The organism is Pseudomonas helleri, assembly GCF_001043025.1.
GTDB lineage: Bacteria > Pseudomonadota > Gammaproteobacteria > Pseudomonadales > Pseudomonadaceae > Aquipseudomonas > Aquipseudomonas helleri.
Genome location: NZ_JYLD01000007.1, coordinates 12,974 through 36,570, shown reverse-complemented (window position 1 = coordinate 36,570; position 23,597 = coordinate 12,974). Strand labels below are relative to the sequence as shown.

At 54.8% G+C, this 23,597-nt stretch carries 26 protein-coding genes; 17 read left to right on the top strand and 9 right to left on the bottom strand.

Features of this window, described 5'->3' with window-relative positions; genetic code table 11:
* Positions 1 to 62: 62 nt before the first annotated feature.
* Genes TU84_RS12710 through TU84_RS12690 form a run of 5 tightly spaced genes read left to right on the top strand, consistent with a single transcriptional unit; the run spans position 63 to position 4,241 of the window.
* The gene (locus TU84_RS12710) at positions 63 to 845 is read left to right on the top strand and encodes a transporter substrate-binding domain-containing protein (RefSeq protein WP_048369436.1); all 783 of its coding nucleotides are present in this window, start codon (positions 63 to 65) and stop codon (positions 843 to 845) included.
* 57 nt (positions 846 to 902) lie between these two features.
* Complete coding sequence (locus TU84_RS12705; protein WP_048369853.1) at positions 903 to 1,631, top strand: ABC transporter permease; 729 nt, start codon at positions 903 to 905, stop codon at positions 1,629 to 1,631.
* Positions 1,628 to 2,338: an ABC transporter permease gene (locus tag TU84_RS12700; protein WP_048369435.1), complete on the top strand. Its 711-nt coding sequence runs from the start codon at positions 1,628 to 1,630 to the stop codon at positions 2,336 to 2,338. The genes TU84_RS12705 and TU84_RS12700 overlap by 4 nt, the downstream gene beginning before the upstream one ends.
* Before the next feature lie 9 nt (positions 2,339 to 2,347).
* Positions 2,348 to 3,469 carry a succinylglutamate desuccinylase/aspartoacylase family protein gene (locus TU84_RS12695; RefSeq protein WP_048369434.1) on the top strand — a complete coding sequence of 374 codons (1,122 nt, stop codon included), beginning with the start codon at positions 2,348 to 2,350 and terminating at the stop codon, positions 3,467 to 3,469.
* A 7-nt stretch (positions 3,470 to 3,476) separates the two neighbouring features.
* Positions 3,477 to 4,241, top strand: coding sequence for an ABC transporter ATP-binding protein (locus TU84_RS12690; RefSeq protein WP_048369433.1), 765 nt, complete (start codon positions 3,477 to 3,479; stop codon positions 4,239 to 4,241).
* A 47-nt stretch (positions 4,242 to 4,288) separates the two neighbouring features.
* Here the strand turns inward: TU84_RS12690 and TU84_RS12685 are convergent, their stop codons facing one another.
* Both TU84_RS12685 and dcd read right to left on the bottom strand, forming a co-directional pair.
* Entirely contained in the window at positions 4,289 to 4,489 is a 201-nt protein-coding gene (locus TU84_RS12685) for a hypothetical protein (RefSeq protein WP_048369432.1), read from the bottom strand.
* 92 nt (positions 4,490 to 4,581) lie between these two features.
* The gene (gene dcd, locus TU84_RS12680) at positions 4,582 to 5,148 is read right to left on the bottom strand and encodes a dCTP deaminase (protein ID WP_019411020.1); all 567 of its coding nucleotides are present in this window, start codon (positions 5,146 to 5,148) and stop codon (positions 4,582 to 4,584) included.
* A 354-nt stretch (positions 5,149 to 5,502) separates the two neighbouring features.
* On the opposite strand from dcd, the gene TU84_RS12675 reads away from it, so the two are divergent.
* Positions 5,503 to 5,712, top strand: coding sequence for a cold-shock protein (locus TU84_RS12675; protein WP_002554837.1), 210 nt, complete (start codon positions 5,503 to 5,505; stop codon positions 5,710 to 5,712).
* 154 nt (positions 5,713 to 5,866) lie between these two features.
* Here the strand turns inward: TU84_RS12675 and apbC are convergent, their stop codons facing one another.
* A complete protein-coding gene (gene apbC / locus TU84_RS12670; RefSeq protein WP_048369431.1) occupies positions 5,867 to 6,961 on the bottom strand; it encodes an iron-sulfur cluster carrier protein ApbC in 1,095 nt (364 codons plus the stop codon).
* A gap of 182 nt (positions 6,962 to 7,143) precedes the next feature.
* Between apbC and metG the strand changes: the two genes are divergently transcribed.
* From metG to TU84_RS12650, 4 genes are all read left to right on the top strand, one after another.
* Complete coding sequence (metG, locus tag TU84_RS12665) at positions 7,144 to 9,195, top strand: methionine--tRNA ligase (protein WP_048369430.1); 2,052 nt, start codon at positions 7,144 to 7,146, stop codon at positions 9,193 to 9,195.
* A 121-nt stretch (positions 9,196 to 9,316) separates the two neighbouring features.
* On the top strand, positions 9,317 to 10,363 hold the full coding sequence (rsxB, locus tag TU84_RS12660; RefSeq protein ID WP_241486410.1) for an electron transport complex subunit RsxB: 1,047 nt from the start codon (positions 9,317 to 9,319) through the stop codon (positions 10,361 to 10,363).
* 68 nt (positions 10,364 to 10,431) lie between these two features.
* Positions 10,432 to 11,070, top strand: coding sequence for an endonuclease III (nth, locus tag TU84_RS12655; RefSeq protein WP_048369428.1), 639 nt, complete (start codon positions 10,432 to 10,434; stop codon positions 11,068 to 11,070).
* A gap of 106 nt (positions 11,071 to 11,176) precedes the next feature.
* Positions 11,177 to 11,362 (top strand): PA3496 family putative envelope integrity protein, encoded by a 186-nt coding sequence (locus TU84_RS12650; protein WP_048369427.1) that lies wholly within the window; start codon positions 11,177 to 11,179, stop codon positions 11,360 to 11,362.
* A gap of 88 nt (positions 11,363 to 11,450) precedes the next feature.
* Here TU84_RS12650 and TU84_RS12645 read toward each other — a convergent pair whose 3' ends face one another.
* Positions 11,451 to 12,077, bottom strand: a complete 627-nt coding sequence (locus tag TU84_RS12645) for a response regulator transcription factor (protein ID WP_048369426.1) — start codon at positions 12,075 to 12,077, stop codon at positions 11,451 to 11,453.
* A gap of 1,154 nt (positions 12,078 to 13,231) precedes the next feature.
* On the opposite strand from TU84_RS12645, the gene TU84_RS25240 reads away from it, so the two are divergent.
* Entirely contained in the window at positions 13,232 to 14,002 is a 771-nt protein-coding gene (locus tag TU84_RS25240; RefSeq protein WP_053225230.1) for a hypothetical protein, read from the top strand.
* An 85-nt stretch (positions 14,003 to 14,087) separates the two neighbouring features.
* Here the strand turns inward: TU84_RS25240 and TU84_RS12635 are convergent, their stop codons facing one another.
* On the bottom strand, positions 14,088 to 15,305 hold the full coding sequence (locus TU84_RS12635) for an argininosuccinate synthase (protein ID WP_048369425.1): 1,218 nt from the start codon (positions 15,303 to 15,305) through the stop codon (positions 14,088 to 14,090).
* 126 nt (positions 15,306 to 15,431) lie between these two features.
* On the bottom strand, positions 15,432 to 16,337 hold the full coding sequence (locus TU84_RS12630; RefSeq protein ID WP_048369424.1) for a flagellar protein MotY: 906 nt from the start codon (positions 16,335 to 16,337) through the stop codon (positions 15,432 to 15,434).
* Between the two features lie 158 nt (positions 16,338 to 16,495).
* On the opposite strand from TU84_RS12630, the gene pyrC reads away from it, so the two are divergent.
* Complete coding sequence (gene pyrC / locus TU84_RS12625) at positions 16,496 to 17,542, top strand: dihydroorotase (protein ID WP_048369423.1); 1,047 nt, start codon at positions 16,496 to 16,498, stop codon at positions 17,540 to 17,542.
* Complete coding sequence (gene rnt, locus TU84_RS12620; RefSeq protein ID WP_048369422.1) at positions 17,539 to 18,213, top strand: ribonuclease T; 675 nt, start codon at positions 17,539 to 17,541, stop codon at positions 18,211 to 18,213. Before pyrC ends, rnt begins: the two co-directional genes overlap by 4 nt.
* Before the next feature lie 75 nt (positions 18,214 to 18,288).
* Here the strand turns inward: rnt and TU84_RS12615 are convergent, their stop codons facing one another.
* The gene (locus TU84_RS12615; protein WP_048369421.1) at positions 18,289 to 18,891 is read right to left on the bottom strand and encodes a peroxiredoxin; all 603 of its coding nucleotides are present in this window, start codon (positions 18,889 to 18,891) and stop codon (positions 18,289 to 18,291) included.
* A gap of 222 nt (positions 18,892 to 19,113) precedes the next feature.
* On the opposite strand from TU84_RS12615, the gene TU84_RS12610 reads away from it, so the two are divergent.
* Together TU84_RS12610 and bfr are read left to right on the top strand one after the other, a co-directional pair.
* Positions 19,114 to 19,332: a bacterioferritin-associated ferredoxin gene (locus TU84_RS12610; RefSeq protein ID WP_048369420.1), complete on the top strand. Its 219-nt coding sequence runs from the start codon at positions 19,114 to 19,116 to the stop codon at positions 19,330 to 19,332.
* Between the two features lie 199 nt (positions 19,333 to 19,531).
* The gene (bfr, locus tag TU84_RS12605; RefSeq protein ID WP_048369419.1) at positions 19,532 to 20,002 is read left to right on the top strand and encodes a bacterioferritin; all 471 of its coding nucleotides are present in this window, start codon (positions 19,532 to 19,534) and stop codon (positions 20,000 to 20,002) included.
* 95 nt (positions 20,003 to 20,097) lie between these two features.
* Here bfr and grxD read toward each other — a convergent pair whose 3' ends face one another.
* Positions 20,098 to 20,439, bottom strand: a complete 342-nt coding sequence (grxD, locus tag TU84_RS12600; RefSeq protein ID WP_048369418.1) for a Grx4 family monothiol glutaredoxin — start codon at positions 20,437 to 20,439, stop codon at positions 20,098 to 20,100.
* A gap of 427 nt (positions 20,440 to 20,866) precedes the next feature.
* Here grxD and argF point away from each other — a divergent pair, with 427 nt between their 5' ends.
* Complete coding sequence (gene argF / locus TU84_RS12595) at positions 20,867 to 21,787, top strand: ornithine carbamoyltransferase (RefSeq protein WP_048369850.1); 921 nt, start codon at positions 20,867 to 20,869, stop codon at positions 21,785 to 21,787.
* A complete protein-coding gene (locus TU84_RS12590; protein ID WP_048369417.1) occupies positions 21,784 to 22,893 on the top strand; it encodes an ABC transporter ATP-binding protein in 1,110 nt (369 codons plus the stop codon). Before argF ends, TU84_RS12590 begins: the two co-directional genes overlap by 4 nt.
* A gap of 67 nt (positions 22,894 to 22,960) precedes the next feature.
* On the opposite strand, the gene ybaK is transcribed toward TU84_RS12590, so the two are convergent.
* The gene (ybaK, locus tag TU84_RS12585) at positions 22,961 to 23,431 is read right to left on the bottom strand and encodes a Cys-tRNA(Pro) deacylase (protein WP_048369416.1); all 471 of its coding nucleotides are present in this window, start codon (positions 23,429 to 23,431) and stop codon (positions 22,961 to 22,963) included.
* Positions 23,432 to 23,597 lie beyond the last annotated feature (166 nt).

Sequence of the window (23,597 nt, the reverse complement as noted above, 5' to 3'; positions counted from 1 at the left end):
TCGGTTATTGCTTCGTCTATGACGTCGTTACGCTCCAGCAACCGGTTATTAGGGATTGAACAATGAAAAAAGCATTTCTGGCCCTTTCTGCACTGACTTTATGCATGGCTGCGGGTTCTGTTCTGGCCAAAGAGTACAAAGAGCTGCGTTTCGGCGTTGACCCGTCTTATGCACCCTTTGAGTCCAAGGCCGCTGACGGCAGCCTGGTGGGTTTTGATATCGACTTGGGCAACGCCATTTGCGCCGAGCTGAAAGTGAAGTGCAAATGGGTCGAATCCGACTTCGACGGCATGGTGCCCGGGCTTAAAGCCAACAAATTCGACGGTGTTATCTCGTCGATGACCGTGACCCCCGCCCGCGAAAAAGTCATCGACTTCTCTAACGAGCTGTTCTCCGGCCCGACATCGCTGGTGTACAAAAAAGGCTCAGGGTTAAGCGCTGATACCGCCTCGCTCAAAGGCAAAACCGTGGGCTACGAACAAGGCACCATCCAGGAAGCCTACGCCAAAGCGGTGCTGGATAAAGCCGGGGTCAAAACTCAGGCCTATGCCAACCAGGACCAAGTCTATGCCGACCTGATTTCCGGCCGTCTCGACGCCTCGGTGCAAGACATGCTGCAAGCTGAACTGGGCTTTCTGAAATCGCCGCAAGGTGCCGGTTACGAAATCAGCGCAGCCATTGACGATCCTCTGCTGCCGTCCAAAACCGCGGTGGGTATCAAGAAAGGTAACCAAGCGCTACAAACCCTGCTGAACAAAGGTATCAAAGCGTTACACGACGATGGCACCTACACCAAAATCCAGCAAAAGCACTTCGGCGACTTGAATCTGTACAGCGGCAAATAACGCGCTGGCACCCATGCGCGCATGGGTGCCTTTTTCAACGCCTTGGGTTCGACTGTCATGTTTGAAAATCTCGTGCAGAACCTTGGATTGTCTGCCCTCAGCTTGCAGGGGTTCGGTCCCCTGCTGCTGGAAGGCACCTGGATGACCATCAAGTTATCGGTCCTGTCGCTAGCCGTGAGCGTATTGCTCGGCCTGCTTGGCGCCAGCGCCAAACTCTCCAGCCTGAGACTGTTGCGTCTGCCGGCCCAGCTCTATACCACGCTGATTCGCGGCGTACCGGACCTGGTACTGATGCTGCTGATTTTTTATAGCCTGCAAACCTGGCTGACCAGCCTGACAGATGCCATGGATTGGGATTACATCGAGATCAACCCGTTCAGCGCAGGCGTAATCACGCTGGGGTTTATCTATGGCGCGTATTTCACCGAGACCTTTCGGGGCGCGATCCTCTCGGTGCCCCGTGGCCAGGTCGAAGCGGCCACCGCCTACGGCCTGAAACGCTGGCAACGCTTTCGCTTTGTGGTCTTTCCGCAAATGATGCGCTTCGCTCTGCCATGCATTGGCAATAACTGGATGGTGATGCTCAAGGCCACAGCCCTGGTGTCGATCATCGGTTTGGCCGATCTGGTCAAGGCGGCCCAGGATGCGGGCAAAAGCACCTATGAACTGTTTTACTTTTTGGTGATTGCCGCACTGGTCTATCTGGCAATCACCAGTGCATCGAACGTGGTTTTGCGGTGGCTGGAACGCCGTTATGCCGTGGGCTGCCGGGAGGCCGTACGATGATCGAGTTGTTGCAAGAGTACTGGCGGCCGTTTCTGTACAGCGACGGTAGCCAAATCACCGGGCTGGCAATGACGCTGTGGCTGTTGAGCGCCGCGCTGATCATCGGCTTTGTACTGTCTATCCCGCTGTCTATCGCCAGGGTTTCATCCAGACGCTGGATCCGTTGGCCGGTGCAGTTCTACACGTATGTGTTTCGCGGAACACCGCTGTATATACAGCTGCTGATTTGCTACACCGGGATCTACAGCATCGCCGCCGTTCGCGCCCAACCGCTGCTCAATGAATTCTTCCGTGATGCCATGAACTGTACGGTGCTGGCCTTCGCCCTCAACACCTGCGCCTACACCACAGAAATTTTCGCCGGCGCCATTCGCAGCATGGCCCACGGCGAAATTGAAGCGGCCAAAGCCTACGGCCTGAGTGGCTGGAAGCTTTATGCCTACGTCATCATGCCCTCGGCCTTACGCCGTTCATTGCCGTTTTACAGCAATGAGGTGATCCTGATGCTGCATTCGACCACCGTGGCTTTTACTGCAACGATCCCTGATGTGTTGAAAGTCGCACGGGACGCTAACTCAGCGACCTTTTTGACCTTCCAGTCATTCGGCATCGCCGCCATCATCTATTTGTGCGTGACCTTTATTTTGGTCGGTTTGTTTCGACTGGCGGAACGCCGCTGGTTGGCTTTCCTCGGCCCTGCTCACTAGGACTCAACCATGGCGCAACATCAAACCCATCCTTTGCTGGCCCCCGTTCCAGGCACCGAGAGGCAGATTCACAGCTTCCACTACGGCCCGGCCAAGCCACAGGGCAAGATCTACATTCAAGCCTCACTGCATGCCGATGAACTGCCCGGCATGCTGGTGGCGTGGCATCTGAAAAAACACTTGGCCGAACTCGAAAGCGCCGGTCGCTTGCGCAGCGAAATCGTGGTGGTGCCCGTGGCCAACCCGATCGGGCTGGAGCAAGTGGTCATGGACATCCCTCTGGGGCGTTATGAGCTGGAAAGCGGGCAGAACTTCAACCGCAACTTTCTGGACTTGAGCGTGCAGATCGGTGATGAAATCGAAGGGTTGCTGACCCCCGACCCTGAGCAAAACCGACAGATCATCCGCCAGCACCTGCGCAAGGCGCTGGCCGCACAAGTGCCGGCAACCCAGCTGCAATCTCAGCGCCTGACCCTGCAAACCCTGGCGTGCGATGCGGATGTGGTACTGGACCTGCACTGCGACTTTGAAGCCGTGCCTCACCTATACACCACGCCTGAGGCCTGGTCGCAGGTTGAGCCGTTGGCGCGCTACCTCGCAGCCCAAGCCAGCCTGCTGGCAACCGACTCGGGCGGCCTGTCGTTTGATGAGTGCTTCACCCTGCTGTGGTGGACCTTGCAGCAGCGGTTTGAGGGCAGCTTTGAGATTCCACAGGGCAGTTTCTCGGTGACTGTGGAGTTACGCGGCCAAGGTGACGTCAGTCACGCCCTCGCCGAGCAGGATTGCCAGGCGCTGATTGATTACCTGATCACACTCGGCGCGATTGAAGGCCAAGCCGGCCCTTTGCCTGAGTTGCTGTACCCCGCTACCCCGCTGGCCGGTGTCGAGCCCGTCGCCTCAACGGCGGGGGGCGTGCTGGTGTTTCACGTCAAACCCGGCGATTACCTGAGCGCCGGTCAATTGGTAGCGGACGTTATCGACCCTGTCAGCGACCGGCTCACCCCGGTTTACACCACCCGCGAAGGCCTGGTTTACGCTCGCTCGGTAAGGCGCATGGCCACCGCGGGCATGGTGATAGCTCATGTCGCGGGGCGTGAAGCCTATCGCAGCGGCTACCTACTCTCTGCTTGAGGTGTGCATGTACAAACTCAGCGTCGACGGCTTGCACAAACGTTATGGCGACAACGAAGTGCTCAAGGGTGTGTCGCTCAAGGCGAAAACCGGGGACGTAATTTGCCTGACTGGCGCCAGCGGCTCGGGCAAGAGCACCTTTTTGCGCTGCATCAACTTTCTCGAAACACCCAACGATGGCGCCATCAGCCTTGATGGAAAGTTGATTCGCATGATCAGCGACAAAAACGGCATGCGGGTTGCTGACGATGCTGAGTTGCAACGCCTGCGTACCCGGCTGGCCATGGTGTTTCAGCACTTCAACCTGTGGAGCCACATGACGGTGCTGGAGAACATTACCCTGGCACCGCATCGGGTGCTGGGGGTCAGTAAAAAAGACGCCGAAGAGCGCGCAAGACGTTATCTGGACAAAGTCGGCTTGCCTTCAAGAGTGGCCGATCAGTACCCGGCCTTCCTCTCGGGCGGCCAGCAGCAGCGTGTTGCCATTGCCAGGGCATTGGCGATGGAACCCGAAGTGATGCTGTTCGATGAGCCAACCTCGGCACTGGACCCGGAGCTGGTGGGTGAAGTCTTGAGGGTGATTCAGGGGCTGGCCGAAGAGGGCCGGACCATGATCATGGTCACCCACGAAATGAACTTCGCCCGCAAAGTGGCGAGTCAAGTGGTGTTCCTTCACCAGGGATTGATTGAGGAACAAGGTCCGCCAATTGACGTACTGGATAACCCTCAAAGCGAGCGTTTGCGCCAGTTTTTAAGCGGCAACTTGAAGTAGCGCCTGTTCATGTAGCTGCTGACAATGCAGCAGCTACAGATGGTTGATCACGCCACTGGGGCAGGCGGAGCTTCATCCGGCAGTGTGGGCACGCCAGGTTCGGTGGGTTGCGGGGTGTCTGGGTCAGGCTGGCCGGGAATGCCACCTGCATGCAACTGGGGATACGCGAGTAGCGACCAGGCCAATAATCCAACCTGATTGGGCTCAAGGTTTGCCAGTTTGGCGCGGATACTCGGATCGATCTTCATGGGGCACTCCTGAGCGATGTCCGGTTCGCTGAGGTGCGAAACCGGAATACAGTCAATAGAGTGCTTTTTCGCTCAGAAATTCCTGCTGTTCGTCAGGTACGTGGCAAAGTCACACCACGCTGGCCCTGGTACTTGCCGCCACGATCCTTGTACGACACTTCGCATTCTTCATCGGATTCGAAGAACAGCATCTGCGCCACACCTTCGTTTGCATAGATTTTGGCAGGCAGTGTGGTGGTGTTCGAGAACTCCAGCGTCACGTGGCCTTCCCACTCTGGCTCAAGCGGCGTCACGTTAACGATGATGCCGCAACGCGCGTAGGTGCTTTTACCCAGGCAGATGGTCAGCACGTTGCGTGGAATACGGAAATATTCAACGGTGCGCGCCAGGGCGAAAGAGTTGGGCGGGATGATGCAGACATCGCTGGTGACATCGACAAAGCTGCCTTCATCGAAGTTTTTCGGATCAACGGTGGCCGAATTGATGTTGGTGAACACCTTGAATTCATTGGCACAGCGCACGTCATAACCGTAGCTCGACACGCCGTAAGAAATCAGACGATCCGCCCCTTCGCCGCGCACCTGGCGCTCAACGAAAGGTTCGATCATGCCGTGCTCTTGCGCCATGCGGCGAATCCACTTGTCTGATTTGATGCTCATGGCGGGGGTGTCCTGAATAGCGAGGTGGAAAAATTCTGTTCGGCATCTTACCGGGGCCGGGGTTTCGGTTCAAAGGCTGGGGGGAAATTCTTGAAAATAGCTGTAGGCGCACTGAATACAGGCTGTACGGGCAACCATCAGTCACGTTTTTCGAGAAACCTTCGCAAAGACCCTTTGCACGTTCCGGAAAAAGGGGTAAGGTGGCGCCACTGTGCTGCTTGTGTCACTGAGAATCTCTACACGATATGTTGAATTTCGATCCAACCATCTCCAAGAATTTTTCCTGCTCTTTGCACTCAGTCTCGGCCAGGGCTCTTCCTGCGTCGCAGTTATCTTTGTTCAAGGAGTTACACCATGTCTAATCGCCAAACTGGTACCGTTAAGTGGTTCAACGATGAAAAAGGCTTCGGCTTCATCACTCCACAATCCGGTGACGACCTGTTTGTTCACTTCAAAGCAATCCAATCCGACGGCTTCAAGAGCCTGAAAGAAGGCCAACAGGTTTCTTTCATCGCTACTCGCGGTCAGAAAGGCATGCAAGCTGAGGAAGTTCAAGTTATCTAACTTGTACTGATCCAGTAAAAAACCCCGCCCTTAAAAGCGGGGTTTTTTTTTGCCTGTCGTTTAAAGACCTTGTAGGAGCGAGCTTGCCTCGCGATCTTTTGGTCTTTTAAAAAGATCGCGAGGCAAGCTCGCTCCTACAGGGGGTTACGGGGTATCAGTCGTCGCTGGTGGTAATGGTCGGCATGGCCTGGGTGGCGGCTTCGCTCAGAACAATCCGCGCCCCGACGTGACGGGCCAGCTCTTGGTAGATCAAGGCAATCGGGCTATTCGGGTCGGCAATCGCGGTCGGCTTGCCGTTATCGGCCTGCTCGCGGATTTCCATCGCCAGCGGCAACGAGGCCAGAACTTCCACGCCGTATTGGGTCGCCAGTTTCTCGCCACCGCCTTCACCGAACAAATGTTCTGCGTGGCCACAGTTCGAGCAAATGTGCACAGCCATGTTCTCTACAACGCCCAGTACCGGAATGTTCACCTTACGGAACATCTCGACACCCTTGCGTGCGTCGAGCAAGGCCAGGTCTTGCGGCGTCGTCACAATCACAGAACCCGCCACAGGGACTTTCTGCGCCAGGGTCAGCTGGATATCGCCCGTACCGGGTGGCATGTCGATCACCAGATAATCCAGGTCATTCCAGGCGGTTTGGGTCACCAACTGCAACAGGGCGCCCGACACCATAGGGCCGCGCCAGACCATCGGCGTGTTGTCGTCAGTCAAAAACGCCATCGACATGACCTCAACGCTATGCGCCTCAATCGGCACAAACCATTTCTGATCACGGATTTTCGGGCGGGTACCCTCAGCGATACCGAACATCACCCCCTGGCTTGGGCCATAAATGTCGGCGTCCAGAATCCCCACCCGCGCGCCTTCACGCGCCAGCGCCAGGGCCAGGTTGGCGGCCGTGGTGGATTTACCGACGCCGCCTTTACCCGAGGCAACGGCAACAATGTTTTTTACATTGGCCAGCCCCGGGATTTGCGCCTGCGCCTTGTGCGGGGCAATCACGCAATTGATCTCAACCTTGGCCGAGGACACACCCTCCAGATTGCTGATGGCCATTTGCAGCATTTGCGCCCAGCCATTCTTGAACAGGCCGGCGGCATAACCCAGTTCGAGCTGAACATTGACATGCTCGCCCTGGACTTCAATGTGACGTACACACCCGGCGCTGACCGGATCCTGGTTCAAATATGGGTCGGTGTATTGGCGAAGGACGGCCTCCACCGCTGCGCGATTGACTGCGCTCATGGGCAACTCCCGAAAAAGGCTGAGTGAAACAGGTCGCTATCGTACCTGTAATAAATCACCTGGCGCAGGCTTTTGAACCGGTCAAAAACATCAGAAAGCATCAGATAGCCGCCCACGGGGTGAAATATATTGCCCGGCGCTTTATAGTGGCCGACCACCGTCTCATCAAGTAGCCGAGCCCCATGTCCGAGCCACGCAAGATCCTCGTCACCAGCGCCCTGCCCTATGCCAATGGTTCAATCCACCTTGGCCATATGCTTGAGTACATCCAGACCGATATGTGGGTGCGCTATCAAAAGCAACGCGGCAATCAATGCACGTATGTCTGCGCAGACGACGCCCACGGCTCGGCCATCATGTTGCGTGCCGAAAAAGAAGGCATCACACCTGAGCAACTGATCGCCAACGTGCAGGCCGAACACTGCGCCGACTTCTCCGAATTCCTCGTGGAGTTCGATAACTATCACTCGACTCACGCCGAAGAAAACCGTGAGCTGTCGAGTGCGATTTACATCAAGCTGCGCGAAGCCGGCCACATCGCCACGCGCTCGATTACTCAGTACTTCGACCCGGAAAAGAAAATGTTCCTGGCCGACCGCTTCATCAAGGGCACCTGCCCTAAATGCGGCACTGATGATCAGTACGGCGATAACTGCGAAAAATGCGGCGCAACTTACGCTCCAACGGACCTGAAAAATCCGAAGTCGGCGATTTCCGGTGCCACGCCGGTACTCAAGGATTCCCAGCACTTCTTCTTCAAGCTGCCCGACTTCGAAGCCATGCTCAAAAGCTGGACACGAAGCGGCGCTCTGCAAGATGCAGTCGCAAACAAAATCGCCGAATGGCTGGATAGCGGCCTGCAAGAGTGGGACATCTCCCGCGATGCGCCGTATTTCGGTTTCGAAATCCCGGGCGAGCCAGGCAAGTACTTCTACGTCTGGCTGGACGCGCCGATCGGCTACATGGCCAGCTTCAAGAACCTGTGCGAACGCCGCCCTGAACTGGACTTCGACGCGTACTGGAACAAAGACTCCAGCGCCGAGCTTTACCACTTCATCGGCAAGGACATCGTGAACTTCCACGCCCTGTTCTGGCCAGCCATGCTCGAAGGCGCAGGCTATCGCAAGCCTACCGCGATCAACGTTCACGGCTACTTGACCGTTAACGGTCAAAAAATGTCCAAGTCCCGTGGCACGTTCATCAAGGCGCGTACCTACCTTGATCACCTGTCGCCGGAATACCTGCGCTACTACTACGCGGCTAAATTGGGCCGTGGCGTCGATGACCTGGACTTGAACCTCGAAGACTTCGTGCAAAAGGTCAACTCTGACCTGATCGGCAAAGTGGTCAACATTGCCAGCCGTTGCGCAGGCTTCATCCACAAAGGCAATGCCGGTGTGATGGTTGAAGGCAACGCAGCGCCTGAGCTGACCGAAGCCTTCTTGGCTGCAGCACCAAGCATTGCCGATGCTTACGAAGCCCGTGACTTCGCGCGCGCCATGCGTGAAATCATGGCGCTGGCCGACCGCGCCAACGCCTGGATCGCCGAAAAGGCGCCTTGGACCATGGCCAAGCAGGAAGGCAAGCAAGACGAAGTCCAGGCCGTGTGCGCCTTGGGCGTCAACTTGTTCCGCCAGTTGATCATCTTCCTCAAGCCAGTATTGCCGCAGTTGGCAGCCGATGCCGAAGCGTTCCTGAATGTGTCTCCTTTGACCTGGGACGACCACAGCACCTTGCTCGCCAACCATCAGTTGAATGCTTTCAAACCGCTGATGACACGTATCGATCCAGCGCACGTGGAAGCCATGGTCAACGCGTCCAAAGAAGACCTGATCGCCAGCCAGACCGATACCGGTACTGCTGCGCCAAAAGGCAATGGCGAGCTGACCAAAGAACCTCTGGCAGCCGAAATCGAGTTTGACGCGTTTGCCGCTGTCGACCTGCGCGTCGCCTTGATCCTCAAGGCCGAGGCTGTCGAAGGGGCTGACAAGCTGCTGCGTCTGACTCTGGATATCGGCGACGAACAGCGCAACGTGTTCTCGGGCATCAAAAGCGCCTACCCGAACCCGGCTGAACTGGAAGGTCGATTGACCATGATGATTGCCAACCTGAAACCCCGCAAAATGCGCTTTGGGGTTTCTGAAGGAATGGTCATGGCGGCGGGCCCTGGCGGTGAAGAAATTTACCTGCTAAGCCCGGACAGCGGTGCCAAGCCTGGTCAACGCATCAAGTAACACGCCCTCCTCATCCGCCAGCGACCTGCATGTCGCTGGCGGATGTTCGTTGTAGCCTCCCCTCCCGCCATGTCGGATAATCAGCGGCGTTCGTTTAACCGCCTCGCACTCATTACTCACTGTGCAGGATGACTGTCGCCCGGGTGCGGCTCGCTGTCGCTGGACTGATCACACCATGAGCCTGATTCAACGTATTGACGCCTTATTACCGCAAACCCAATGCGGAAAATGCGGGCATCCTGGCTGCAAACCCTACGCAGAAGGCATCAGCCAGGGCGAAGCCATTAACAAATGCCCCCCCGGCGGGACTGAAACCATCGCTGCGCTGGCCAACCTGCTGAGCATTCCCGTTATAGCGCTGGACACGGAGCGAGGCGTGGCACCGGCCCAGGTGGCCTTTATTCGTGAAGCTGAATGCATTGGTTGCACCAAGTGCATTCAGGCCTGCCCGGTAGACGCTATATTAGGCGCCGCTAAACTCATGCACACAGTGATTGTCGATGAATGCACCGGCTGTGACCTGTGCGTTGCACCCTGCCCTGTCGACTGCATCGAAATGCGACCGCTACCCGCCAATGTGATCCCCATTGTCGGTGGGCTTGCACAGGCGCAAGAGCAGCTCAATGCACGCACTGACAAGCGCAACCACGCCCGTAGCCGTTTCGAGCGACGTGACGAACGTCTGCGACGAGATGAACAGCAACGTCAGGCAGAACGCCTGGCGCGCGCTCAACGAGCAACCGTGGCGCCTGCTGACGCCCTGGCGCTTGAGCCATCGCAGACAGAGCCCTCCTTGCTCAGCGATGCAGCGCTTAAAAAAGCCAAGGTCACCCTGGCCATGGCTCGCGCCCAACTGCATAAATCGCTCAAAGCCTTTGGTCACCCGCCGACGGCCCCACAGCAGGCACAACTGGTTGCCCTGCAAGCACAATTTGAGTCTGCCGAAAAAGCCCTGGCGCAACTGGAGGCCGCCCCGGTGATAGCGGTGTCGGCACCCAGCAGCGGGATAGCAGATCTCAAGCGGGCAAAAATTCAGTTGGCCATGCACCGGGCGGCACTTAAAAAGGCGCAGACGCAGGCACATACCAGCGCTGAGCTCGCACGTTTGAATGACGCCGTGTTACGGGCAGAACAGACACTCGACGCTTTAGCCCCAACCAAAAGCTGATAGCTTGCCGTCACGAGATACGTTTCTCTTCGATTAACGGACTGCTCTCCAGGAAAAGTTTTTTACCCATGAATGCCGCAAAGCGCCTTGAAATCTTTCGTCGGTTTCACGAAGACAATCCAGAGCCAAAAACTGAACTGGCCTACACATCGCCTTTCGAACTGCTGATAGCAGTCATTCTGTCGGCGCAGGCCACTGACGTCAGCGTGAACAAGGCCATGGCAAAATTGTTCCCGGTCGCCAATACCCCAGAAGCCATCTACGCTTTGGGGGTGGAAGGGTTGTCGGAATATATCAAGACCATTGGCCTGTACAACAGCAAGGCCAAAAACGTGATTGAAACGTGCCGCTTGCTCATCGAACGGCATGCCAGTGAGATACCCCAAACGCGGGAGGCGCTTGAAGCCCTTCCAGGCGTCGGGCGAAAAACAGCTAATGTGGTGCTCAACACCGCTTTCAGACAACTGACCATGGCCGTAGATACCCATATCTTCAGGGTCAGTAACCGAACCGGAATAGCGCCTGGCAAAAATGTGGTCGAGGTGGAACAGCAATTGATCAAATTCGTGCCTAAGCCGTACCTGCTCGATGCCCATCACTGGCTCATCTTGCATGGTCGCTACGTTTGCCAGGCACGCAAGCCACGCTGCGGGAGTTGCCGCATTGAAGACTTGTGCGATTTCAAGGAAAAAACATCCGACGATTGAGCGATAGAGGTTTTATGGGCGGATCGATTGAGAAAAACTTTTTTACCCGTAAAGCGTTTATCGCTATAAGGGGCGCCATTGAATGTCTTAGCCTGGAGTGAACTGAATGAGCACTGGCAAAGAACAACTGGAAGTAGAGGATTTTCCAACGACCGACCCGGACGACGCTGAATTGACAGAGCGCCCAGTCGAAGTCGCTAAAACCAACTTGGCTAAACGCCGCACGATAGACGCCTTGCTGGCTGAAAAAAGACTCCAGAAAGAGCTCGAAGACTACCCCTACGACTTGTAATCGTCAGCGCTTAACACCAAAAACCTCCTGCCCGGAGGCTTTTGGTGTTAAGGGGGTTGTGGAGCAAGCCGCTCCTCACCCCTGCCACTCACGCCAAGCCATTTCGCTGTGCCAGCTCAATAAGATCAACCAGTGAGCGAGCATTGAGCTTGAGCAGTAGACGCGTTTTGTAGGTACTGACTGTTTTGTTGCTCAGAAACATGCCATCCGCTATTTCCTTATTACTCTTACCTCGCGCCAACTGCTGCAATACCATCATTTCTCGACCAGAGAGGCGGTTCACCATATCGGCTTCACTGGCATTCCCCAAGCTTGAGCGCACTGAATGCAACGCTTGGTTCGGAAAATAACTGTAACCGGAAAGCACAGCCTTGATGGCACTTAAAAGCTCGGTTAAATCCTGCTGCTTGCATACATAACCTGCCGCTCCGGCCTGCATGCAACGCATTGAAAAATGACCGGGAGCTTGCGAAGTCAGCACTAGCACCTTTATAGGAATCGCGGGTGTTGAAAGTCGCGCAATAACTTCAAGCCCGTCGAGTTTGGGAATACCAATATCCAGAATTACAATATCCGGCGCGTACTCACGCGCCATTTGCAAAGCATCCACTCCATTATCCGTCTCTGCGATAACTTCGTAGCCATGTCGTTCCATGAGCATACGCACAGCAAGACGAATGACAGGATGATCATCCACGATCAGCACTTTATTCATGGGTAATTCCAATTTTTTCGCTGTTCGAATTTTAGAGTCAGCACAATAGCCTAGTCACAACACCCTGGGCATAGTGCCCCCCCCCAAGCACCAACAACCAAAGACATTTCCTACGCACAATAAAGATTTGCCCTACGAATAAATCACTCATAAAAATCGCACTCCCACCCTCCCCCTCATTTAAGCGACACAGGAGGAAATCATACAGGCCGATCTTTATATTAAGCGTTCAGTTCTAATGACTATCGGCAACATCCTTGATCACGCTTAAAAAAATACGTTGGCTTACATCCCGAATACCAAAAATTGGCCTGACCCTAGCACTACCAAACCTTGGCGCTCACCCTCCTTTATTACCAACTCATTCAAACAGCAACCGAGCCGATTTCCCTTCAAACGCAGCAGCTTCGCAGGTAAAAACCAAAAACAGCTGACACGACTTAAAACCGCCCGAATTCAAATACACCATGTTTAATCCTCTATTTAATTATTCATCCGCTGTATTTAACCGTACTCCAATAGAAAGACCGGCTCAACCCAACCAAACAAAAACATCCCCCTTAAGCACCCGCGCAATTTCTACCTTGAACTCATATAGATAAACAGTACCTCCCCCCTTCCTCTTTGAAAAAACCAATCCAGTTAAAATCTACTCTTTTTTTAGAAAAAAACATTACCATTTCAAACTTAAAGAAGAGGACTACAAGGCATTCGGAAAGCCCTTAAAATACGATCGAAAAACATACCCCTCAAGCCCTTTCAAACCGGCACCTCGATCCTGACTTAAAAGTAATCCAACGAAAAACTAAAATGTTACTTATTTCCTCCATACTACATCTCACATAAAAATTACCAACATCCCAGTTCTACTGGCGCAAATCACCTATTAACCCGGAGTTATCCTACAAAAAAGAAAACCAATTCCTCGACCAGAGGACGTCCTATAGAAATAATAAATACAAAAGACTTTTGATTTGCAGTTTCATAAAGCCACGACTAAATTTAAGAAACCCGCTGTCGCAAACCCCTGATTCAAATTCGCACCTACAGGCTATTACTGCGACAACTGTTAAAACCCGTTACAAAAGCGACATTAATACTTAACCACTTCTAATATCATCTACTCCAACCAGAATTTTTCCGCAGGCCACATCATGATAAAAAGCAAAATACGGGTAAACAACCCGCTCACTGTCATTGCTATTTTCTCAATGTTAACCGAAGCTTCCGCAGCGGTTTCATTGCCGTATATCGACAGGGAAAATCAAAAAATTTATGTTTGGTTCTTAATTGTTTTCCCTTCAATTCTGATCACATTGTTTTTTTTGACTCTTAATTTCAATAATAAAACCCTCTACACCCCCATGGACTATCCCAAGGTGAACGCGCGCGCAACACCAGAGCCGGCCGAGCCTGAGGGCCGTACCAAGCGCGCAAGACCCGCTGAAGTCCCCGGCTCACCTGCATGCCAGACAGCGCCACTTCTCTCCAAACCGGGGATAAAATTCATTTCCTACAGCCCTAAAAACTTTATCTTTCTGCCACAAGGGCACAGGGACTACGACTCAACTTTAGAAAAGGCTACACATAAAAAACCTGATTCAGTTCATGAGGAACAACAATTACCGCAGGGTGAAGGAGACCCAAGCAGTCTGTATCTGATCGATTTCAGCCACCCTTCTTTAAAATTGAACAACGACCATACCTTGGGAGACATCCTGCAGACTTACTACGAAATGGCACATCCAAAAAAAGAGTGCCTGCATAAGAACGATATTTTACTCCTGTTAACCAGTAGCTCATTGACGAGTCAATGGAGTCACCAACAGCGACTCGAGCTAGATACAAACATCTCTTCGCATTTAGGTGATGCCATGGTCATTACTTACAACACGCAAACCCGACAGCTCAATACATTAAGCTGACAAGACGAATAACCCACCTTTAATGATGATTCGCAAGCATAAAAAAACCCGACCAATGGCCGGGTTTTTTTGATACCAGGTGCAATTAGAACAACTTGCGACCCCGGTTAGCAGCAATACGCATACGCAAGGCATTCAACTTGATGAAGCCAGCAGCGTCGGCCTGATTGTAAGCGCCGCCATCTTCTTCGAACGTTGCGATATTGGCATCAAACAGCGAATCGTCAGACTTGCGGCCGGTAACAATCACATTGCCTTTGTACAATTTCAGACGTACCACGCCGTTAACGTTCACCTGAGAAGCGTCGATCATTTGTTGCAACATCAAACGCTCAGGGCTCCACCAGTAGCCGGTGTAGATCAGGCTGGCGTACTTGGGCATCAACTCGTCTTTCAGGTGAGCGACTTCGCGGTCCAGCGTGATCGACTCAATGGCGCGGTGCGCACGCAACATGATGGTGCCGCCCGGGGTTTCGTAGCAACCGCGGGACTTCATGCCGACATAACGGTTCTCAACGATGTCGAGACGACCGATACCGTTTTCGCCACCGATGCGGTTCAGCGTGGCCAGAACGGTCGCAGGTGTCATTTCAACACCGTCCAGCGCAACGATATCGCCATTGCGGTAGGTCAGTTCCAGATAAGTCGGGGTATCCGGCGCGTTTTCTGGCGACTTGGTCCAACGCCACATGTCTTCTTCGTGCTCGGTCCAGGTGTCTTCCAGTACACCGCCCTCGTAGGAGATGTGCAGCAAGTTGGCATCCATCGAGTACGGGGATTTTTTCTTGCCGTGACGCTCGATCGGGATCGCGTGCTTTTCTGCGTAATCCATCAGTTTTTCACGCGACAGCAGATCCCACTCACGCCAAGGAGCAATCACTTTAACGCCCGGCTTCAGTGCGTAAGCACCCAGCTCGAAACGAACCTGATCGTTACCTTTGCCGGTTGCGCCGTGAGAAATAGCATCAGCACCGGTTTCGTTGGCGATTTCGATCAGACGCTTGGCGATCAGCGGACGCGCAATGGAGGTACCCAGCAGGTACTCACCTTCGTAAACAGTATTGGCGCGGAACATTGGGAATACGAAATCGCGGACAAACTCTTCGCGCAGGTCGTCGATGTAGATTTCCTTGACGCCCATGGCTTGCGCCTTGGCACGTGCAGGTTCAACCTCTTCGCCCTGACCCAAGTCAGCGGTAAAGGTTACGACTTCACAGTTATAAGTATCCTGCAGCCACTTCAGGATCACCGAAGTGTCCAGGCCGCCCGAATAAGCCAGAACGACCTTGTTTACGTCCGCCATGCCATCACTCCACGGGTTGTTCGAAAAGCCGAGCAGTCTAACGCTCGCGGGGCTTAATTTACAGAGGGGCGACAGCTTAAGACGACAAAGCGACAGTAACTTTCAGCAACACGACGCCAAAAAACCTCACGACAGCGTCGCAGGATTGGTAATTCCCACCGCTGGGGGCGGCTTGGGCGGCTCTGGCATACGCTCCAGGCGCACACTGACACGGCGATTCTTCGCCCGATTAGCCGCACTGGTGTTGGGCACCAACGGGTATTGCTCGCCATGAAAGCGCATCGTGATCTGCGATTCCTGCAGACCGTTTTCTTGCAGGTAGTTCATGACTGCCAAAGCGCGACGCCGGGACAGCTCGCGATTGGTCAACCGATTCCCGGAATTATCCGAATAACCATCCAGCATGACGTGGTTAACCGTAGGGTCGGCCTTCATGTACTCCAGCATGATCTGCAGATCCGCGCGGCCCTTGGCATCCAGTTCATTGCCGCTCCCCGGAAAACCGATCTGGCTTTGCCGGACTTGATCGAAATTCTTGGCCAGCAGCTTGGTGGTACAGGCCTCATATTCGCCATAAGCCTGACGAAATTTGACGGGCAAAAGGCGAACTTCCGACAAACCGCTCGTCGCCGAGTAATGCCTGATCAGCGGGCTGCGCCCTTCCAGCAACCCCCGAAACAAACGGCCGGCCTGCGCCTGCGAGCTATTAAACAGCACGTTGCCGCGCCCGATACGCACGGTGCCAAGATCGATATCACCGCGCCCCGGCTGCCACGGCGCCGCTGCCGCCAATAACGTTGCCGAACCTTCGCCCAACACCGAGTTGTAGGCATTTAGACGAAAGACAGCCTGCTCTCCGGCGCGGCGCACAAAGACCCCGGCGCCAAAATCAGTGATCGGCTGGATCAGGCGGCACTCAAATTTGTCACCTTCCACTTTCCACTCCACATTCTCCAGACGGGTCTGGAAAGTCAGGGCCATGGCAGGAACGCTGGCAAACAAGCTGAGCAGGATGAAATAACGCTGGCGCACTGAGGGCTCCGCAGATGGTTACTGGCAAAACACCGTTCACCGTTTTTACGACATACCTCGAATGTATCGGTTAACGCAGCTAAAACTTGATAGCGAGTGCCTGAGAGAGTCTTTTCCGGTAGCATTCGCATCAGTTTGACCCGCCTGGAATCCCCCCAATGTCTGACCGCCTGACCCTGCTGCGTCCCGACGACTGGCACATTCATCTTCGCGATGGTGCTGTGTTGCCTCACACTGTGGCGGATGTTGCGCGCACCTTTGGCCGCGCCATCATCATGCCTAACCTCGTACCTCCGGTGCGTAACGCAGCTGAAGCCGATGCCTATCGACAGCGCATTCTCGCTGCTCGCCCGGCTGGCAGCCGTTTCGAACCGCTGATGGTGCTCTACCTCACCGACCGAACACAGCCAGAAGACATTCGTACAGCCAAAGCCAGCGGCTATGTACACGCTGCCAAGCTGTATCCGGCTGGCGCAACAACCAACTCCGACTCGGGCGTGACCAGCATCGATGGGATCTTCCCGGTCCTGGAAACCATGGCAGAAGTCGGCATGCCTTTGCTGATCCACGGTGAAGTGACCCGCGCCGATATCGACGTGTTCGATCGCGAAAAGGTCTTCATCGAAGAGCATTTGCGTCGTGTTGTGGAGCGATTCCCGACGTTGAAAGTGGTGTTTGAACACATCACCACGTCGCACGCGGTCCAGTTCGTCAACGAGGCTTCGGCCAACGTAGGCGCAACCATTACCGCGCATCACCTGCTGTACAACCGCAACCACATGTTGGTTGGCGGTATTCGCCCGCACTTCTATTGCCTGCCGATTCTCAAGCGCAACACCCACCAGGAAGCCCTGCTGGATGCGGCCACCAGCGGCAGTGCGAAGTTCTTTCTGGGCACTGACTCGGCACCGCATGCCCAGCATGCCAAAGAAGCCGCCTGCGGTTGTGCCGGCTGCTATACCGCCTATGCTGCTATCGAGCTCTATGCCGAAGCGTTTGAACAGCGCAATGCGCTGGACAAGCTCGAAGCCTTTGCCAGCTTGAATGGCCCGCGTTTCTACGGCCTGGCGCCGAGCACCGAACACATCACCCTGGTTCGCGAAGAGTGGACCGCCCCAAGCAGCCTGCCTTTCGGCGAGCTGAACGTAATCCCGCTGCGCGCCGGTGAAAAACTGCGCTGGCGCCTGCTGGAGGAAAACGCGTGAGCGACGACCATTTTGATGACGAGCACGAGGGCGGTCATGGCGGCGGTTCGCGCCATCCGATGGCCGAGCGTTTTCGCGGCTACCTGCCGGTCGTAATCGATGTTGAAACCGGCGGCTTCAATAGCGCTACCGACGCGCTGCTGGAAATTGCGGCAGTCACCATCGGCATGGACGAAAGAGGCTTTGTGTTCCCGGAACACACCTATTTCCACCGTGTGGAGCCTTTTGAAGGCGCCAACATCGAAGCCGCAGCCCTGGAGTTCACCGGCATCAAGCTGGACCATCCGCTGCGTATGGCGGTCAGTGAAGAAACAGCGCTGACAGACATCTTCCGGGGTGTGCGCAAAGCGCTAAAGGCCAATGGTTGCAAACGCGCCATCCTGGTAGGTCATAACAGCAGCTTCGACCTGGGCTTTCTGAATGCGGCCGTGGCGCGTCTGGACATGAAACGTAACCCGTTTCACCCGTTCTCGAGCTTCGACACCGCAACCCTGGCTGGCCTGGCGTATGGCCAGACCGTCCTGGCCAAGGCCTGCCAGGCAGCCGACATCGACTTTGACGGACGTGAGGCGCACTCGGCGCGTTACGACACCGAAAAAACCGCTGAGCTGTTCTGTGGCATCGTCAACAGCTGGAAGCAAATGGGCGGTTGGAAAGACTTCAACGACTGATCACGTCGTTCAGGCTAACCACCGCACATAAAAAAACCGGACCCAGGGTCCGGTTTTTTTATGCCGCCAAAAAGCTTACAGCTTGCCAGCATTCTCAGTCAGGTAAGCCGCAACGCCTTCAGTCGAAGCGGTCATGCCTTTGTCGCCTTTCTTCCAGTTAGCCGGGCACACTTCGCCGTGCTCTTCGTGGAATTGCAGTGCATCAACCAGACGCAGCAGCTCGTCCATGTTGCGACCCAGTGGCAGGTCGTTAACGATCTGGGAGCGAACAACGCCCTTGTCATCGATCAGGAATGCGCCGCGCAGTGCTACGCCTCCTTCAGTTTCAACGTCGTAGGCTTTGCAGATCGCGTGGTTGATGTCGGCAGCCATGGTGTATTTCACCTGGCCGATACCGCCATTGTTCACCGGGGTGTTGCGCCATGCGTTATGAGTGAAATGGGAGTCGATAGAGACTGCAACCACTTCAACGTTACGCGCCTGGAACTCAGGAATACGGTGATCCAGAGCGATCAGTTCCGATGGGCAAACGAAGGTGAAGTCCAGTGGGTAGAAGAACACCAGGCCGTATTTGCCTTTGATAGCGGAGGACAGCGTGAAGCTATCAACGATTTCGCCATTGCCGAGTACGGCTGCGACGGTGAAGTCAGGGGCTTGTTTGCCTACGAGTACGCTCATTGGATATCTCCTGGGTGCGACGTGAAAAACGGGATCCGGCTGCAAAGCCCTTGAGAAACAACAGGCTTGCTACCCGATCACCGCGTAAAAAGAGCGGCATCATACACCGTTCGTCTGCTCAACCTGAACAACCCCCCACCGCGCCCCAATCTACTTTGACAATCATTCTCGTTAACATTAAGATCCGTTTCATTGAATCCCAACCAGCGATGGTTCTTATTTATGTACGTTTGCCTCTGCACTGGCGTTACTGACGGAAAAATCCGCGATGCAATCTACGAAGGTTGCTGCAGCTACCGAGAAGTGCGCGAAGCCACCGGCGTCGCCAGCCAATGCGGCAAATGTGCTTGCCTGGCCAAGCAAGTGGTTCGCGAAACCCTGACCTCGCTTCAAGCCAGCCAGGCGGCCTTGGGTTTTCCAGCAGAATTTTCTGCAGCGTAATTATCAAGTTTCTAATGAACCGGACTTAACGTCCGGTTTTTTTATGCCAAAAATTCAAGTACTTAGGGCCAAAACGCGGAACACAAACATTCTTATTCCGATTAATTTTCATTTATTATTCAAACACTTAGGTTTGACAGTCGTTAATACGCAGATCAAACTCTGCCTTATATACGGTTAACTAAGGCAGGCCCTCGCGATGAAAGGCGATATTTCAGTCATCCAGCACCTCAATAAAATCCTCGGTAACGAGCTGGTTGCGATCAACCAATACTTCTTGCATGCACGTATGTATCAAGATTGGGGCCTGGAAAAGTTAGGCAAACACGAATACAACGAATCCATCGACGAGATGAAGCACGCTGACAAGCTGATCAAGCGCATCCTGTTCCTGGAAGGCCTGCCGAACGTTCAAGACCTGGGCAAGCTGCACATTGGTGAGCACACCAAGGAAATGCTTGAGTGCGACCTGCGCATTGAGCGTACCGGCCACGCTGATCTCAAAGCAGCCATCGCCCACTGCGAAGTTGTTGGCGACTTTGGTAGCCGTGAACTTCTGGAAGATATTCTGGAATCCGAAGAAGAACATATCGACTGGCTGGAAACTCAGTTGGGCCTGATCGATAAAATCGGTATTGAGAATTACCTGCAATCGCAGATGGGTGAGTAACTAACGCCCACAAAAAAGCCCCGCCCTGTTTATACAGAGGCGGGGCTTTTTTATGGGCTGCTACTTGATCACTCAAGTAGCAGCAACGTCAGCCATTAAGCTTCAGTTTTGGCCGCGGCCGCTTTTGCAGTCGCTTCTTTGATCAACGTCTGCAAAGAGCCATCTGCAGCCATCTCAACAATAATATCGCTACCGCCAACCAACTCGCCCGCCACCCACAATTGCGGGAAGGTTGGCCAGTTCGCGTATTTCGGCAGATTGGCACGGATTTCAGGGTTCTGCAGGATGTCCACGTACGCGAACTTCTCACCGCAGGCCATGATGGCCTGGGACGCTTTAGCCGAAAAGCCGCACTGCGGGGCATTCGGAGCGCCTTTCATGTAAAGCAGAACGGTATTGTTGGCAATCTGATCTTTGATAGTTTCGATGATATCCATGGAGCACCTCGGCTGAACTTTCCGACTCAGTTGTCGGCACGGTGGCGCATTGTAACGGAAAGCCGAGCATGACGCTCGGTCTCCCAGACAGACAATCGTCGCAACTTCATCTCACATTCCTGCTTTGCACACGTGGGCAGTAATGCCCCACGTTCACTGAGAATTGCAAAACAACCTGAGGGCAGTGTACAACTGGGCAGCTGAGGTGAGGCGAATCACTTAACCGTGGTTTCAGCCGCGCGCTCATGCAGCGCAAGACTCGCATAAACCTCAAAACGTGACCCATATTGGCAAGACGCGACATTTCCTTATAAGATCGCGCCTTCCCCTATTTCGTCGCCCCGTGCGGCTTTCGCCGCAGGTCTCGCCGTTTTTCCGAAAAACCCGGCTTTGAGTTCTGCGGTCGTTGCAAAGAAGGTAGTTAATGATGAGCGCAAGGCACTTTCTCTCCCTGATGGATTGCACGCCCGAAGAGCTAGTCAGCGTCATCCGTCGCGGTATCGAGCTAAAAGACCTGCGTGATCGCGGCGTTCTCTTCGAACCTTTGAAAAACCGCGTCCTGGGCATGATTTTCGAAAAGTCATCGACCCGCACCCGTCTGTCATTTGAAGCCGGCATGATCCAGTTGGGCGGCCAGGCTATTTTCCTGTCCCCTCGCGACACTCAATTGGGCCGCGGTGAGCCGATTGGCGACTGCGCAATTGTAATGTCGCGCATGCTCGACGCCGTGATGATCCGTACTTTTGGCCACAACACCCTGACCGAATTCGCCGCCAATTCGCGCGTCCCGGTAATCAACGGCCTGTCCGATGACCTGCACCCGTGCCAGTTGCTGGCCGACATGCAAACCTTCCTCGAACACCGTGGCTCGATCAAAGGCAAAACCGTGGCCTGGATCGGTGACGGCAACAACATGTGCAACAGCTATATAGAAGCGGCCATCCAGTTCGACTTCCACCTGCGCGTGGCCTGCCCTGAAGGCTACGAGCCGAACCCTGAGTTCGTGGCGTTGGCCGGCGATCGCGTGAGCATCGTGCGTGACCCGCGTGAAGCGGTGTTGGGCGCTCACCTGGTCAGCACAGACGTGTGGACCTCCATGGGCCAGGAAGAAGAAACCGCCAAACGCCTGAAACTGTTTGCGCCATACCAGGTTGACCGCGCCCTGCTTGACCTGGCCGCCGAAGACGTCTTGTTCATGCACTGCCTGCCCGCTCACCGTGGTGAAGAAATCAGCCTCGACCTGCTGGACGACCCGCGCTCTGTAGCCTGGGACCAAGCGGAAAACCGCCTGCACGCGCAAAAAGCGTTGCTCGAGTTTCTGGTCAAACCTGCGTACCAACCCGCATGAGTCAGCCGCTATTGCTCAACCTGCGGGATCTGGCCTGTGGCTATCAAGGACAGAGCGTGGTGCAGAACCTTAACCTGCACCTCAATGCCGGTGATATTGGCTGCCTGCTCGGCTCCTCGGGTTGCGGCAAAACCACAACGCTACGGGCAATTGCCGGTTTTGAGCCGGTGCAACAGGGTGAAATCCAGCTCGCGGGCGAAGTTATCTCCAGTGCCGGTTTTACCTTGGCCCCGGAGAAACGTCGCATCGGCATGGTGTTTCAGGACTACGCCCTGTTCCCACACTTGAGCGTGGCCGACAACATTGCGTTCGGCATTCGCAAGCACCCGAACAAAGACCGCGTGATCGAAGAACTGCTGGAACTGGTCAATCTAAAAGACCTGGGCAAGCGCTTCCCGCACGAGCTTTCGGGTGGCCAACAGCAACGCGTTGCGCTCGCCCGGGCCTTGGCTCCGGAGCCCCAACTGCTGTTGCTGGACGAACCCTTCTCGAACCTTGACGGTGAATTGCGCCGCAAGCTGAGCCATGAAGTGCGCGACATTCTTAAAGCGCGTGGCACCAGTGCCATTCTGGTGACCCACGATCAGGAAGAAGCCTTCGCCGTCAGTGATCATGTGGGGGTGTTTAAAGAGGGTCGTCTGGAGCAGTGGGATACGCCCTACAACCTCTACCACGAGCCGCTGACGCCATATGTAGCGAGCTTTATCGGCCAAGGCTATTTCATTCGTGGGCAATTGCTCAGCCCTGAGTCGGTACAGACCGAGTTGGGCGTATTGCGCGGCAACCGGGCTTATAGCTGGCCAACTGGCGGGGCTGTTGATGTCCTGCTGCGCCCGGATGACATCGTCTACGCCCCCGATAGCGCGCTTAAAGCCAAAATCATCGGCAAAACCTTCCTTGGTGCATCGACCCTGTACCGCTTGCAACTACCCACGGGCAGCCAGCTGGAGTCGATTTTCCCAAGCCATGCTGATCACGCACCCGGCACAGAAGTCGGCATCCGGGTGGCGGCAGAACACTTGGTGATGTTTCAGGGCAGCGGCAGTACAGCGGCTCAGATCCCTCACTCGGAATCCGGCGTAAGGCGTTTCAGCACCGCTCAGTGATACGAATGGTTTGTCCCGCGATCTTTTGATAGTTAAAAGATCGCGAGACAAGCTAGCTCATACCGTTTTATACCCGCCCGATCTCTGCAAACTTGGCCTGCGTGTGCTCAGCCAGCACGGCCGGAGCCAGCTCCACTTCCAGCCCGCGCCGTCCGGCGCTGACATAAATCGTCTCGAACGCCTTGGCGCTTTCATCAATAAACGTTCGCAGACGCTTCTTTTGTCCCAGCGGGCTGATCCCGCCCAACAGGTAGCCAGTGGCACGTTGAGCTGCCGCAGGGTCAGCCATTTCGACTTTTTTGACCCCGGCCGCCTGCGCCAGCGCTTTAAGGTCAAGACTTCCGACGACCGGTACAACCGCCACCAATAACTCACTCTTTTCACTGCTGGCCAACAGCGTCTTGAACACTTGAGCCGGTTCGAGATTGAGCTTTTCTGCCGCCTCCAGCCCGTAGGACGCGGCCTTCGGGTCATGCTCGTAGCTGTGTACTCGATGTTCGGCGCGAACTTTTTTCAGCAGGTCCAATGCAGGCGTCATGACAGCCCCTGTGGTCAGTTGACTAAAGAATCCAGGGCCGGATTTTAGGCCATTAGCCGATAAAAAACGCGCTGGAATGGACTTCCCGGCACTATTTAGCGCTGAAACGTTACACCCTTTCCTGCCAATTTGTATTTTTTTCTTACATAAAACCAGCACCAAAAAC

What these genes read in the sequence shown, in the direction of transcription:
- TU84_RS12710 (WP_048369436.1), top strand. Translation starts at nt 63, where the DNA reads ATGAAAAAAGCATTTCTGGCCCTTTCTGCACTGACTTTATGCATGGCT.
- TU84_RS12705 (WP_048369853.1), top strand. Translation starts at nt 903, where the DNA reads ATGTTTGAAAATCTCGTGCAGAACCTTGGATTGTCTGCCCTCAGCTTG.
- TU84_RS12700 (WP_048369435.1), top strand. Translation starts at nt 1,628, where the DNA reads ATGATCGAGTTGTTGCAAGAGTACTGGCGGCCGTTTCTGTACAGCGAC.
- TU84_RS12695 (WP_048369434.1), top strand. Translation starts at nt 2,348, where the DNA reads ATGGCGCAACATCAAACCCATCCTTTGCTGGCCCCCGTTCCAGGCACC.
- TU84_RS12690 (WP_048369433.1), top strand. Translation starts at nt 3,477, where the DNA reads ATGTACAAACTCAGCGTCGACGGCTTGCACAAACGTTATGGCGACAAC.
- TU84_RS12685 (WP_048369432.1), bottom strand. Translation starts at nt 4,489, where the DNA reads ATGAAGATCGATCCGAGTATCCGCGCCAAACTGGCAAACCTTGAGCCC.
- dcd (WP_019411020.1), bottom strand. Translation starts at nt 5,148, where the DNA reads ATGAGCATCAAATCAGACAAGTGGATTCGCCGCATGGCGCAAGAGCAC.
- TU84_RS12675 (WP_002554837.1), top strand. Translation starts at nt 5,503, where the DNA reads ATGTCTAATCGCCAAACTGGTACCGTTAAGTGGTTCAACGATGAAAAA.
- apbC (WP_048369431.1), bottom strand. Translation starts at nt 6,961, where the DNA reads ATGAGCGCAGTCAATCGCGCAGCGGTGGAGGCCGTCCTTCGCCAATAC.
- metG (WP_048369430.1), top strand. Translation starts at nt 7,144, where the DNA reads ATGTCCGAGCCACGCAAGATCCTCGTCACCAGCGCCCTGCCCTATGCC.
- nth (WP_048369428.1), top strand. Translation starts at nt 10,432, where the DNA reads ATGAATGCCGCAAAGCGCCTTGAAATCTTTCGTCGGTTTCACGAAGAC.
- TU84_RS12650 (WP_048369427.1), top strand. Translation starts at nt 11,177, where the DNA reads ATGAGCACTGGCAAAGAACAACTGGAAGTAGAGGATTTTCCAACGACC.
- TU84_RS12645 (WP_048369426.1), bottom strand. Translation starts at nt 12,077, where the DNA reads ATGAATAAAGTGCTGATCGTGGATGATCATCCTGTCATTCGTCTTGCT.
- TU84_RS25240 (WP_053225230.1), top strand. Translation starts at nt 13,232, where the DNA reads ATGATAAAAAGCAAAATACGGGTAAACAACCCGCTCACTGTCATTGCT.
- TU84_RS12635 (WP_048369425.1), bottom strand. Translation starts at nt 15,305, where the DNA reads ATGGCGGACGTAAACAAGGTCGTTCTGGCTTATTCGGGCGGCCTGGAC.
- pyrC (WP_048369423.1), top strand. Translation starts at nt 16,496, where the DNA reads ATGTCTGACCGCCTGACCCTGCTGCGTCCCGACGACTGGCACATTCAT.
- TU84_RS12615 (WP_048369421.1), bottom strand. Translation starts at nt 18,891, where the DNA reads ATGAGCGTACTCGTAGGCAAACAAGCCCCTGACTTCACCGTCGCAGCC.
- TU84_RS12610 (WP_048369420.1), top strand. Translation starts at nt 19,114, where the DNA reads ATGTACGTTTGCCTCTGCACTGGCGTTACTGACGGAAAAATCCGCGAT.
- bfr (WP_048369419.1), top strand. Translation starts at nt 19,532, where the DNA reads ATGAAAGGCGATATTTCAGTCATCCAGCACCTCAATAAAATCCTCGGT.
- grxD (WP_048369418.1), bottom strand. Translation starts at nt 20,439, where the DNA reads ATGGATATCATCGAAACTATCAAAGATCAGATTGCCAACAATACCGTT.
- argF (WP_048369850.1), top strand. Translation starts at nt 20,867, where the DNA reads ATGAGCGCAAGGCACTTTCTCTCCCTGATGGATTGCACGCCCGAAGAG.
- TU84_RS12590 (WP_048369417.1), top strand. Translation starts at nt 21,784, where the DNA reads ATGAGTCAGCCGCTATTGCTCAACCTGCGGGATCTGGCCTGTGGCTAT.
- ybaK (WP_048369416.1), bottom strand. Translation starts at nt 23,431, where the DNA reads ATGACGCCTGCATTGGACCTGCTGAAAAAAGTTCGCGCCGAACATCGA.